Genomic DNA, 12,772 nt, shown 5'->3' on the forward strand with positions numbered 1-12,772 from the left:
ATTAGATGCGTGTGCATGTAATGTCGCCGCCATGAGTTCTTCCGTGTCCCTGTCCACCACCTCGACCCGGTGGGACGCACGTCTCTGGGGTGTCCTGCTCACCGTCTCGATCGTCATCGGCCTCGACGCGCTCGACGTGTCGATGGTCGGGGTCGCGCTCCCGGCCATCCAGGCCGACCTCGGCCTGTCCACCAACGCGCTGCAATGGGTCGTCAGCGGTTACGTGCTCGGCTACGGCGGGCTGCTGCTGCTCGGCGGCCGCACCGCCGACCTGCTCGGCCGCCGCCGCGTGTTCCTCGTCGCCGTCGCCGTGTTCGCGCTGGCCTCGCTGCTCGGCGGCCTCGTCGACGACGGCGCGCTGCTCATCGCGAGCCGGTTCATCAAGGGCCTCGCCGCCGCGTTCACGGCGCCGGCCGCGCTGTCCATCATCACCACGACGTTCCAGGAGGGCCCGGCCCGCAACAAGGCGATCAGCATCTTCGCCGTGTTCGGCGCGAGCGGCTACTCCGCCGGTCTGGTGTTCTCCGGCCTGCTGACCGAGGTCGGCTGGCGCTGGACGTTCCTGCTGCCCGCCCCGATCGCGCTGGTCGCGCTGGTGGCGGCGTGGAAGCTGATCCCGTCGTACCGCGCCGAAACCGGCCGGGGCTACGACTTCCCGGGCGCCATCACCGGCGCCGCCGGCTCGCTGCTGCTGGTGTTCGGCGTGGTGGAGGCGCCGGAGGTCGGCTGGGCCGCGCCGCGCACGCTGATCACGTTCGCCGTCGCGCTGGCGCTGCTGGTGACGTTCGTGGTCATCGAGAAGCGCAGCCGCCACCCGCTGCTGCGCCTGGGCATCCTGCGGTCGGGCCCGCTGGCCAGGGCCAACCTCGGCGGCGCGCTGTTCTTCGGCGCGTACATCGGGTTCCAGTTCGTCGTGATGCTGTACCTGCAGCGGGTCCTGGGCTGGTCGGCCCTACAGACGGCGCTGGGCTTCCTGCCGGCGGCGCTCATCGTGGCGTTCGGCTCCCCGCGCATCGAGCCGCTGATCGACCGGGTGGGCACATCCCGCACGATCTTCGCGGGCGTGGTCGCGCACGTGATCGGCTACGCACTGTTCCTGCGCATCGACGAGCACTCGGGCTACGCGGGCAGCGTGCTGCCCAGCATGATCCTGCTCGGCATCGGCTTCACGCTGGCGTTCTCGTCGCTCAACATCCAGGCCACGGCCGGGATTTCCGACGACGAACAGGGCCTGGCCGGCGGTCTGCTGAACACGTCGCTGCAGGTGGGCGGGGCGATCGGCCTGGCGGTGGTGACGGCGGTCCTGACCGCCAACGGCGGCCGCGAAGCCTCACCGGCGGCGTTGCTGACCGGGCTGACACCGGCGTTGACCGTGGTCACCGCGATCGCGGTGCTGGGCCTGCTGGTCGCGATCAGCGGCCTGGTGGCCCGCAAGCGACCGGCCGAGGAGCCGGTCGTGGAAGACGACCTGCTGGCCCTCGCGGACTGACTCGAGCCCCAAGGCGGCCTTGGTTGCGTCTCGCGCACCCAAGGCCGCCTTGGTTGCGTCTCACGCACCGAAGGCCACATTGGGGCGCGCTCAGCGGAGTGCGCGCTCGTCCGCGCCCGGCACCTTCGCCGTCGTGATGGCGATGCGGTTCCACGTGTTGATCGTGAAGATGAGCGCGAGCAGCTGGGCCAGTTCCTCGTCGCCGAACTGGCCGGCGGCCCGCGTGTAGACCTCGTCGGGGACGCCGCCCGAGATCAGCGTGACGGCTTCGGTCAGCGCCAGTGCGGCCCGCTCCTTCTCGCTGAAGAAGGCCGTGGCCTCGTGCCACACCGCGACCATGTGCAGCCGCTCCTCGCTTTCGCCGGCCTTGCGGGCGTCCGCGGTGTGCATGTGCAGGCAGTACGCGCAGCGGTTGAGCTGGGACGCGCGGATCTGGACCAGCTCGACCAGCGCGGGGTCGAGCCCGGCGCGGGCGGCGGCGTCGAAGCCGATCAGGGCCTTGAAGGCCTTCGGGGCGGTCTTGGCGAAGTTCACTCGGTGCGTCATGACCAGAAATCTAGGGCCGGTTTGACCCGTGTGTAGGGTGCATTTCCGTGGCGGAATCCTGGGTCAATTCGGGGGAGCGGCTCGGCGCGGACCTGCACCTTGAGCTGTCGGAAGCCGGCAGCAAGCGGGCGGCGCTCAGCACCGCGCTGCGGGACGCCGTGCGCGCCGGACGGCTCGCGCCGGGCACCCGGCTGCCGCCCTACCGGTCGCTGGCCGCGGACCTGGGCCTGGCCCGCAACACCGTCGCCGACGCCTACGCCGAGCTGGTCGCGGAAGGGTGGCTCACCGCCGTGCAGGGGTCCGGCACCCGCGTCGCCGGGCGCGCCGAGCCGCTGAAACCGGTCCGGACGCCGAAGAAGGCCCCGGGAGCACCGGCACCGGCGTACAACCTCCGCCAGGGCCAGCCGGACGCGACGTCGTTCCCGCGCACCGAATGGCTCACCGCCGCCCGCCGCGCGCTGAACGTGGCCCCGCCCGACGCCTTCGGCCCCGGCGATCCGCGGGGACGGCCGGAACTGCGGGAGGCGCTCGCCCAGTACCTCGCGCGGGCGCGTGGCGTGCGCACGGCCCCGGAGCGGATCGTCGTGTGCTCGGGGTTCGCGCACGCCCTGCGGCTGCTGTTCCCGGCCGTGCTGCGGGGCCCGCTCGCCGTCGAGTCCTACGGCCTGGCGTTCCACCGCTCGATCCTCGCCGCGGCCGGCGTGCGCACCATCCCCCTGGCGCTGGACGAACGCGGCGCGCGCGTGGACGACCTCGACGTCCCGAACGTGCTGCTGACACCCGCGCACCAGTTCCCGACGGGCGGCCCGCTGCACCACGACCGCCGCGCCGCGGTGGTCGGCCACGTCCGCGCAACCGGCGGCGTGCTCCTCGAAGACGACTACGACGGCGAGTTCCGCTACGACCGCAAGCCGGTCGGCGCGGTCCAGGGCCTCGACCCCGAGCACGTCGTCTACGCCGGTTCGGTCAGCAAGAGCCTGTCGCCCGCGGTACGCCTGGGGTGGCTGGTGCTGCCGGGACACCTCGTCGATCCGGTGCTCGCGGCGAAGGGCGAGCGCGAGGCCTGGGCGAGCGTGCTCGACCAGCTCACCCTGGCCGAGTTCCTGACCTCGGGGGCGTACGACCGGCACATCCGCCGGATGCGCCAGCGCTACCGCCGCCGCCGGGACCAGCTGGTGACGGCGCTGGCCGAGCGCGCCCCGCACGTGACGCCGACGGGCATCGCGGCGGGCCTGCACGCGGTCCTGCGTCTCCCGCCGGGCACCGAGACCACCGCACTGAAGGCGGCGGCCTGGCAGGGACTGGCGCTGGACGGCCTGGCGGAGTTCCGGCATCCGGAGAGTACGGCGTCCACAATGGACGGCTTGGTGGTCGGCTACGCGACCCCGCCGGAACACGCTTACCCGGCGGCGCTCGACGCCCTGTGCCGCGCCCTGCCGCCCGCGTAAGGGCTTACCCCACGATGTCGATCTCGAACGGCTCGGCCGCGCTGTAGTTGATGTCGGCCCACACCGCGCCCGGCAGGTCGTACCTCCGGTGCGACGTCAGCTTCGAGTCGTACCCGCCCGTCTTCGTGGGGTTGTGGCCGACGCCCTGGTGGTCGTTGCCCCACGCGTAGATGTCGCCCACCCACATCGGTGTCGCGTAGCCGTCGCCGCCGAGGCGGGGGCGGATGATGACCGCGGCTCCCGGGCTGCCGGACAGGAACACGCGCACCGCGTTCTCCGCGGCGTTCGGCGGGGTGACGGTGATGCGCTCCATGATCTCCACTCCAGTCGTCGTCGATGGGCCGTCCACCCCGGGCCAGTAGTCGGCGACGGACGACACGTCGTAGCCCGGGGCGACGTTCCCGCGGTACTGCTTGGCGACCGCGCCGGCCGGGATGGCGGGATCGCCGTTGTACTGGGCGATCCAGTAGTGCGGCTCGGCGACGCCGGCGGACGAGAACGCCGACCGCACCGATGGCCACGTCGACAGGTTGCAGTAGACCGTCGGGTCCGCGCCCGCCGCGCGCCGCATCCGGACCCAGCCGGGCGCCTCGGCCGGGGTGGCGTCGCCGGGCTCGACGTCGAGGACGTGCCCGTCGTTCGTCGACGCCTTCTTGACGATGGTCACCTTGACCGCGTAGGGGAACCGCGCCCAGTCCGCCGCCGACCAGGGCGCCAGCTTGATCCGGTCGATGTAGCCCGCGACCATCCGGGCGTCGGCGGGGATGTTCGCGGCCGTCACCGCGTCGTACATCGTGCGCACGGGTTTCGGCCTCCGTTCGTGCCGCATCGCCGTGGAAGGGACGGCGAATCGTTCTCGCGGTCCGCCATCGTGCAATTACCCCCGTGGGGTGCCCGTCAAGCGAAAAGCGCGTCACCGCACGGTGAATCACCAAAACGGCCGCACCCGGCCCGTCCTTCACCCCCGGCTCACGCGCCGATGGTGACGTTCCGCTTCCGGTACTGGCTTCCCGCTCACCCGGCTGGCAAGCTGCCAGCACCTCATGAGGGAAGGACGTGCATGGCGGCACACCCGGCGCGGGCCCGGCGGATCGACGCGCGGGTCGTCGTCCTGAGCGCGCTGCTCGTGGTCGCGCTGCTCGCGTGGGCCGGGGTCGACTGGCTGAAGGACCGGCTGGCCGGCAGCGGCTGCGACACGACCACCGCGGTGCACCTCACGGCCGCGCCGGACATCGCGCCGGTGCTGACCGAGCTCGCCCGGACCGTGCCGCCACGCGACTGCTACGCCGTCGAGGTCACCGCCGGCCCGTCGGCGGCCACCGCGACCGCCCTCGAGGCCAACGGCGCGAACGGCCCCGACGTCTGGGTGCCGGAGTCCAGCACCTGGCTGCTGCAGGCCCGCGACGGCGGCGCGTGGAACCTCCCCGAGTCCGGCCAGCCGGTGGCGAGCTCGCCGGTCGTGCTGGCGCTGACCGAAGACGTCGCGAAGCGGGCCGGCTGGCCGGGGAAGTCGCCGTCCTGGTCGGACGTCCTCGCCGGGAGCCCGGTCGGGCTGCCCGACCCGGGCCGGGACCCGGCCGCCATCGGCGCGCTGATCGGGCTGCAGCAGCTGAGCAAGGACGCGCCCGACCCGGCCGCGGCGTTCACCGAGGAGATCCGCGAGCTCTCGGCGGTGAAGCAGCCGTTCACCGCGTGGCCGGCGTCGGAGCAGTCGGTGCTGGCCCGCAAGCTCGTCGCCGCCTACCCGGCCGCCGGCGTGCCGAGCTTCGACTACCCGTACGTCGTGCTGCCGCGGGCGTCGGAGGCGTCCCGCTCGGCGGCGGAGCGGTTCCTGCGGCTGCTGCTCGACCAGACCGCCACCAAGGCGTTCGCGGACGGCGGCTTCCGGACGCCGTCCGGGCAGCTCCTCGGCGACCGGCCCCGGGACACCCGCTTCGACGCCGCACCGCGCCCGGCCGGACCGCCCGCGCCCGAAGCGGTGTACGGCGTGCTCCAGGCGTGGGCCGGGGCGAACCTCAGCGCGCGCGTCCAGGTGCTGCTCGACGTGTCCGGCTCGATGGCCGCCACCGTGCCCGGCACCGGCCGCAGCCGGATGGCACTCACGCTCGAAGCGGCGACGCAGGGGCTCGGGTTGTTCAAGCCGACGACCGAGATCGGGCTCTGGCTGTTCTCGACCAAGCTCGACGGCGACAAGGACTACAAGGAACTGCTGCCGATGCGGCCGATCTCCGAGCAGCTCGCCTCCGGCGGGGTGGCGACGCTGCAGGCGGTCAAGCCGAAACCCGGCGGCGCGACCGGGCTGTACGACTCGATCCTCGCCGCGTACCAGAACGCCCGGCAGAGCTGGCAGCTCGGCCGGATCAACGTCGTCGTCGTGCTCACCGACGGGCGCAACGAAGACAGCGACTCGATCGGGCTGCCCGGCCTGCTCGCCGAGCTGAACCGGCTGCAGGACCCGCGGAAACCGCTGCCCGTGATCGGGATCGGCATCGGCCCGGACATCGATTCCAGCGAGCTGAAGCAGATCTCGGCCGCGACCGGCGGCGACTCCTTCACCACGCCGGACCCGCGCAAGATCTCCGACGTCTTCTACCAGGCACTGAGCAAGCTCATGTGCCAGCCGCCCGCGTGCAAGAAGTGAGGATCCCCGTGCTGCTGGACACCGAAAAGCCCGCGCCACGGGTGACCCGGGGACCGTCCGCGCTGGTCGTCGCCGCGTTCGTCGCCGGGATGGTGCCCTTCGCGTTCCACACCTGGGCGGCGCTGCACGGGAACTTCGCCCAGGACGACTTCGTCATGACCTACCGGGCCGCCGTGGCCGGGCCGTTCGACCTCGGCTACCTCTTCCAGGACTACCACGGGCACCTGACCCCCGGCGGGTTCTTCCTCGCCGCGGTGATGACGTGGTGGGTGCCGCTGAACTTCCCGTTGATGGTGCTGCCGCTGCTGCTGATGCGGGCCGTGGCGACGGTGCTGTTCTGGTGCCTGCTGGTGCGCTGCTTCGGCCGCCGGTGGGCGATCCTGGTGCCGTTCACCGTGTTCACCGCCTCGACGCTGCTGCTGGTCCCGACGCTGTGGTGGGCCTACGGCGTCCAGATCGTCCCGGTGGTGCTGGCGGCCACGGGTGCCGCGTACTGGCACGTCCGCTACCTGCGCGACGGCGGCCGGTGGTGGATCGGCGCGTTCGCGTGGACGCTCTTCGGGCTGGCGTTCTACGAGAAGGCCGCGGTGGTACCGGTGCTGCTGGCCGGGGTGACCGTCCTGCTCGGACAGTCCTTCCGGGACCGGTGGCGCTACTGGGCGGGACACGCGGTGCTGCTCGCCGCGTTCGTCGCGGGTTACCTGGCGCTGACGTCGAGCCAGGTGGGGGCCGGCGGCCCGCCGATGACGGCCGGCACCGTCGCCGACCTGACCGGCCGGATGCTCGGCGACACCTTCCTGCCCGGGCTGGCCGGCGGGCCGTGGTCGGGGCCCGGCCCGGGCGCGACCTGGGCGCCGTCGCCGTTCGCGGTCGTGGTCCTGCTCTTCGCCGCGGCTTCGGCCCTGCTGGTGGCCGGTGTGCGCGCGGGTGGCCGCCGGGCCTGGCGCGCCTGGGCGCTGCTCGGGCTGCTGTTCGCCGTGGACGTCGGGCTGCTGGCGGTGACGCGGCTGCGCGAAGTCGGCCCGGCCGCCGGGGACGACCCGAGGTACCTCGCCGAGCTGGCCTTCGTGGCCGCGCTGTGCGGTGCGTTCGCTTTCCTCCCGCCGGCCGGGGTTGCGCCGTCCGGCGGAACGCGGGAACGGCCGATCGCGCTGGTGGTGTGCGTGCTTCTGCTCGCCGGTTCCGCGGTGGGGTTCTGGCGGCTGGCCCCGGCCCTGCGGTTCGGGCATTCCGCGCAGTACCTGGAAAACGTCCGGGCGGCCGTCGCCGAGGACCCGGATCTGGTCTTCTACGACACGTTCGTCCCGTCCGACGTGGTCCACGAATGGTTCGGCGCGGACTCGCGGGCGTCGCGGGTGGTCGGGCTGCTGCCCGGCACGCACTTCGACCAGCCGACGAACCGGATGCACCAGCTCGACGCGACCGGTACTCCCCACCTGATCACCGGGGTGGCCGTGGCATCCCGCGGGGTGCCGGGGCCGGTGCGGGACTGCGGGTACACGGTCGGCGAAACGCTCGTGAGCGTGCCGCTCGACAAACCGGTGCTCGGCAGGCACCTGCTGAAGATCGACTACTTCACCTCGGACGGCGGCGAAGGCCTGGTCGACCGGACGCCGGTGTGGTTCCAGGCGGGGCTGCACTCGCTGTACCTGCCGGTCGACGGCCTGTTCGACCACATCGGCGTGCAGCTGTCGAGCCCGGGCGCGCCCGTGTGCGTCGCGAAGGTCGAAATCGGGCAGCCGGTGACTCAGTAGGGGTCGTACGGGCTGTCGTGGCCGAGCAGCCGCGCCACCGGCCGCAACCGCAGCCGCAGCAGGACCTTGATCCCGACGTTGCGCACGAACCACGGCAGCTGCGCCAGCACGCGCAGCCGGTCGCGGGCCGACGGCGGGGCCAGCCGGAACCGCGCCAGCGACGTGGCGCGGTCCACATAGGTGTAGCGCCGTCCGAAGAGGACCTTCGCGATCGTGCCGAGCGTGACGCCGACGGAGGAAAAGCAGTCGTGGACCAGGATTTCCGCCCCCGGCGGCAGGTGTGCCGACCAGCGCAGGTCGTCGGTGTAGGTCCAGTAGTCGTGCTTGCCGTCGATGTAAAGCAGATGTAAGGGCCGGTCCCAGTCAGGGCGCAGTTTCGTGCTGTAACCGGCGACGAGCTCGACGACGTCGTCCAGGCCGGCCCGGCGGATGTTGCGCTCGAACAACTGCCGCGTCGGCGATCCGCCGAACAACCGGCCGTCCACGAAGGGGTCGACGGCGATCACCGTGGCGCCGACGGTGCGGGCGGCGGCGCCGAGGACGATCGTGGACCGCCCCTGGTGGCTGCCGATTTCCAGGACGACGTCACCCTTCTCCAAGCGGCACACGGCGTTCCACAGCGCTTCGCCCTGCGCGCGCGTCATCCAGCCCTTGACCGGCTCGGCCAACGCCCAGGCATCGTCGAAGGAGATGGCGCACCTGCCTGAAGTCCGGGGAACTCTGCCTTCTGCAAAACTGTCGGCACATGGTAGCCAGGTTTCGGCCTAGTATCTACCGGATGGTAACCGCCACCCGCGAACGGTCCCGGGACGACGCCCCGCCCTCCGGCGGCGCCCGGAAGTTTTCGGTGGGCGCGTTCTTCCGCCGGCCCAGCACCTGGATCGTGCTGGCCCTGACCACGTTGTCGTTCCTGCAGATGCCGGGGAAGACGACGTTCGACACCAAACTCGACCTCGCCGTCGACCCGCTCGCCTTCCTGGGGCGCGCCCTGCACCTGTGGAACCCGGAAGCCACCGCGGGGGAGCTGCAGAACCAGGCGTACGGCTACCTCTTCCCGATGGGCCCGTTCTTCGCCCTGTGCCAGGCCGTGGGCGTGCCCGCGTGGATCGCGCAGCGGCTGTGGGGCGCGGTCCTGCTCAGCGCCGCGTTCGGCGGTGCCCTGCTGCTCGCGCGGGCGATGAAGATCGGCACCGAGCGCACGCGGCTGATCGGCGCGCTCGGGTACGCGCTCGCCCCGCGGATGCTGACCGAAATCGGCGGCCTGTCCGCGGAAATGCTGCCCGCCGTGCTGCTGCCGTGGGTCCTGGTGCCGCTCGTGCGGGCCGGGGCGATCGGCTCACCGCGGCGGGCCGCCGGGCTGTCCGCTCTGGCCGTGCTGGCCATGGGCGGGGTCAACGGCGCGATGGTCGTGATGGCGCTCGTCCTGCCCGGGCTGTGGCTGCTGACCCGCCGCTGGACGCGGGCGCACGTCGAGCTCGTGCTGTGGTGGTTCGTCTTCGTCGTCGGCGCGACCCTGTGGTGGATCCTGCCGCTGCTGCTGCTCGGCGAGTACAGCCTGCCGTTCCTGGACTACATCGAGTCGGCGACGAACACGACCGCGCCGATGTCGCTGTTCGAGGTGCTGCGCGGGACCAACCAGTGGGTCGCCTACGTCGTGCAGGGCACGCCGTGGTGGCCGGGCGGCTGGTCGCTGATCGACAACCCGGTGCTGATGCTCGCGACCGGGCTCGTCGCCGGGGTCGGCCTGTTCGGGCTGACCCGGCGCGGCCTGCCCGAGCGGCGGTTCCTCGTGCTCGGCGTGGTGACCGGGCTGACGCTGCTGACCGTCGGCTACGTCGGTTCGCTCGACAGCCCGCTGGCCGAGCAGGTCCGGCACCTGCTCGACGGGCCCCTGGCCCCGCTGCGCAACGTGCACAAGTTCGAGCCGGTGCTGCGGCTGCCGCTGATGCTGGCGTTCGCGCACGGCATCTCCCGTCCGGCCCGGGTACCCGGCGCGCGGCGGTTCCTGCGGCCCGCGGTCGGCCTGCTGCTGGTGCTGGTGATGGCCGCGCCGGCGTGGCTGCTGAACCTGCGTTCCGGCCCGGGCTGGGACGCGGTGCCGGGTTACTGGTACGACGCCATGGGTTACGTCGCCAAGGCCGATCCGCACGCGCGGACGCTGCTGCTGCCGGCCACCGGGTTCGGCGAGTACGAGTGGGGCCGCACGGTGGATGAGCCCGCGCAGGCGATCGCGCGCAGCCCGTGGGCGGTCCGCAACCAGGTGCCGCTGGGGTCCGAAGGGAACACGCGGCTGATGGACTCCGTGGACGCCGCGCTGGCCGACGGCCGCGGCGACGCCGGGCTCGCCGCGTTGCTCGCCCGCTCCGGGTACCGGTTCCTGCTGCTGCGCAACGACATCGACCGCGCGCGGACCGCGGCCCCGCCCGTCGCGACCCTGCGGGCCGGGCTCGCCGGGTCGCCGGGCATCGCCAAGGCGGCCCAGTTCGGGCCGCTCGAGGTCTACGAGGTCCGGAAGCCGGTGCCGCTCGTGACCGCGACGTCGGCGACGGACGTCCCGACGGTCAGCGGCGGCCCGGAGAACCTGCTGCCGCTGATCGACTCCGGCCAGCTCGACCCGGCGACGCCGGCGGTGCTCACCGGCGACGGCGGGTCGCCCGGCGGCCCGCGGCTGGTGACCGACGGCCTGCGCCGGGCCGAGCGCAACGTCGGCGGCGTCCGCGACAACCTCAGCCAGACCCTGACCGCCGGCGAGGCCTACCGCCAGCAACGCGCGGCAGGCGACCTGCTGCCGTTCCCGGGCCAGGAGCACCAGACCGTGGCCGCCTACCGGGGCATCCGTGCGGTGACGGCCTCGACGGCGGCGTCGTTCGCCGACGCCTTCGGCGGGTCCGACCCCTCGCACCAGCCGTTCGCCGCGATCGACGGCGACCCGCGCACGGCGTGGCACTCGTCTTCGTTCACGGGGCCGATCGGGCAGTGGCTCGAGGTCGAACTGGACACCCCGCGGCTGGTGACCTCCCTCCAGCTGCAACTGGTCGACGACCTGCGGGTGGGCTGGCCGGCGACCCGGATCCGGATCACGACCGACAACGGCTCGGTCGACCAGCAGGTGATCCGCGGCGCCGGGCCGCACGAGTACTCCGTCGCCGCCGGCGTCACCCGCAAGGTGCGCGTGACGCTGCTTTCGCTGGTGGTCGGGCGGCAGGACGGGAACGTGGGGATCGCGGAGCTGAAGATCCCGGGCACCGAGCCGCAGCGCGCCCTGGAGGTGCCCGCGGACCTGCCGACCGGCCCGGCGCCGGGGTTCGCGTTCACGCGCGGCGCCCAGCCGCGGTTCGCCTGCCTGCCGGTCGGCGACGCCGTGCGCTGCGACGCCTCGGCCGCCCGCGACGGCGAGGAACCCGACGGCATCCGGCGGTTGTTCAGCACGCCGGCCGAGCAGACGTACCTGGTCGGCGGCACGGTGCTGCCCGCGGGCGGCGGCCGCAACCCGGTGTCGCTGCCCGGCGTCACCGTGGCCTCGACGTCCCAGCTGGGCGGCGACCCGGCGGCGGGCGGGTTCGCGGCCGTGGACGGCGACCCGGGCACGGCGTGGCGCCCCGACGTCACCGATCTGCGGCCGGCGCTGACCCTCGGCTGGCCGTCGCCGAAGCGGATTTCCGGGCTGCGCATCGAGGTTTCGCCGTCGAGCGGGGCCCGCGCACCGCGGCAGGTGCAGCTGACCGGCCGGTCGGGGACGCGGACGGTGCAGCTCGACGCGAGCGGGTCGGCGACCTTCGAGCCGCTGGACACCGACCAGCTGCAGATCGTGCTGCCGGGCGACGACGACGATCCCGCGGCGCGTGCGGTGGTGGGCATCGGCAGTCTTTCGCTGTCCGGGAGCGACGACCTGCTGCCCGCGCCGGACCCGGCGTTCTCGGTGCCGTGCGGGTCGGGGCCGAACGTCCACCTGGACGGGCTCGACTACCGGACGTCGGTGCGGGGCAAGCTGTCCGACCTCACCGCGCACCGGCCGCTGGCGCTGGGGATGTGCCGCGACTCCGAGGGCGGCATCGTGCTGCCGGCCGGCGGGCACGAGCTGCGGACGGACCGGTCGGAGTCGTTCGTGGTCCAGGACCTGTGGCTGCGCCCGGCCGCTGTTTCGCCGCCGCCGGTGCACCGCGCGGTGCAGGTGGGCGACTGGGGCGCGGCCTCGCGGTCGGTCACGGTGGGACCGGGCGCGGAGGCGGTGCTGGCGGTCCCGGAGAACGCGAACGCGGGCTGGACGGCCACTTTGGACGGACAGCAGCTGACCCGCACCCGCGTGGACGGCTGGCAGCAGGCGTGGGTGGTCCCGGCGGGCGCGGGCGGCGTGGTGTCGCTGTCGTTCACCCCGGACGCGCACTACCGCCTGAGCCTCCTGATCGGCGCGGCGGCGGTGCTGGTGCTGCTGGTGGGCGTGGCGTGGCCGGCGCGCCGACGCCGGGTCGCGATCGCCCCGGGCGGCTCGTGGACCCCGGTCGCGCTCATCGGGCTGCTGGTGGCGCTGGGCGGGATGCTGCCGGTGGTGCTGCTGATCGCCTGCCTGCTGGCCCGCCAGTTCTCCGAGCGCGCCCCGAGGTTCCTGGCGTTCGGCGGCATGGCCGCGGCGGCGGCGGTGTCGGTGACGGGCCGGGTACTGGGCCACGGCCAGGAGTGGGCGTACGGCCCGGTGACCCAGGCGGCCCTGCTGCTGGCGGCGGCCGCAACGGTGGCCACCTGCGTGGACTGGTTCACCCGCAAGGAAAACCCCACCAACCCCACCCCCTGACCCCCTCCCCTCCCGGCAAGCGCCCCAATGTGGCCTTCGGTGCGTGAGACGCACCGAAGGCCGCCTTGGGTGCGTCAGACGCAACCAAGGCCACATTGGGGGCGC

At 73.2% G+C, this 12,772-nt stretch carries 8 protein-coding genes; 5 read left to right on the plus strand and 3 right to left on the minus strand.

Annotated features, from left to right (window positions below; all coding sequences use genetic code 11):
- Positions 1-31: 31 nt before the first annotated feature.
- Positions 32-1,489 carry an MFS transporter gene (locus ACLJOU_RS16635; RefSeq protein ID WP_410568239.1) on the plus strand — a complete coding sequence of 486 codons (1,458 nt, stop codon included), beginning with the start codon at positions 32-34 and terminating at the stop codon, positions 1,487-1,489.
- A gap of 90 nt (positions 1,490-1,579) precedes the next feature.
- Here the strand turns inward: ACLJOU_RS16635 and ACLJOU_RS16640 are convergent, their stop codons facing one another.
- A complete protein-coding gene (locus tag ACLJOU_RS16640) occupies positions 1,580-2,035 on the minus strand; it encodes a carboxymuconolactone decarboxylase family protein (protein WP_410568241.1) in 456 nt (151 codons plus the stop codon).
- 47 nt (positions 2,036-2,082) lie between these two features.
- Here ACLJOU_RS16640 and ACLJOU_RS16645 point away from each other — a divergent pair, with 47 nt between their 5' ends.
- A complete protein-coding gene (locus tag ACLJOU_RS16645; protein WP_410568242.1) occupies positions 2,083-3,483 on the plus strand; it encodes a PLP-dependent aminotransferase family protein in 1,401 nt (466 codons plus the stop codon).
- A 4-nt stretch (positions 3,484-3,487) separates the two neighbouring features.
- Here ACLJOU_RS16645 and ACLJOU_RS16650 read toward each other — a convergent pair whose 3' ends face one another.
- Complete coding sequence (locus tag ACLJOU_RS16650) at positions 3,488-4,285, minus strand: hypothetical protein (protein ID WP_410568244.1); 798 nt, start codon at positions 4,283-4,285, stop codon at positions 3,488-3,490.
- A gap of 258 nt (positions 4,286-4,543) precedes the next feature.
- On the opposite strand from ACLJOU_RS16650, the gene ACLJOU_RS16655 reads away from it, so the two are divergent.
- Positions 4,544-6,124 carry a substrate-binding and VWA domain-containing protein gene (locus tag ACLJOU_RS16655; RefSeq protein WP_410568246.1) on the plus strand — a complete coding sequence of 527 codons (1,581 nt, stop codon included), beginning with the start codon at positions 4,544-4,546 and terminating at the stop codon, positions 6,122-6,124.
- 11 nt (positions 6,125-6,135) lie between these two features.
- On the plus strand, positions 6,136-7,878 hold the full coding sequence (locus ACLJOU_RS16660) for a hypothetical protein (protein ID WP_410568358.1): 1,743 nt from the start codon (positions 6,136-6,138) through the stop codon (positions 7,876-7,878).
- Here the strand turns inward: ACLJOU_RS16660 and ACLJOU_RS16665 are convergent.
- Positions 7,872-8,546 (minus strand): class I SAM-dependent methyltransferase, encoded by a 675-nt coding sequence (locus ACLJOU_RS16665; RefSeq protein WP_410568248.1) that lies wholly within the window; start codon positions 8,544-8,546, stop codon positions 7,872-7,874. The genes ACLJOU_RS16660 and ACLJOU_RS16665 overlap by 7 nt on opposite strands.
- Positions 8,547-8,656: 110 nt before the next feature.
- Between ACLJOU_RS16665 and ACLJOU_RS16670 the strand changes: the two genes are divergently transcribed.
- Positions 8,657-12,667, plus strand: coding sequence for an alpha-(1->3)-arabinofuranosyltransferase family protein (locus ACLJOU_RS16670; RefSeq protein ID WP_410568250.1), 4,011 nt, complete (start codon positions 8,657-8,659; stop codon positions 12,665-12,667).
- The last annotated feature ends 105 nt before the right edge of the window (positions 12,668-12,772 follow it).

The sequence above is a fragment of the Amycolatopsis sp. cmx-4-61 genome, from assembly GCF_046548775.1.
Classification (GTDB): domain Bacteria; phylum Actinomycetota; class Actinomycetes; order Mycobacteriales; family Pseudonocardiaceae; genus Amycolatopsis.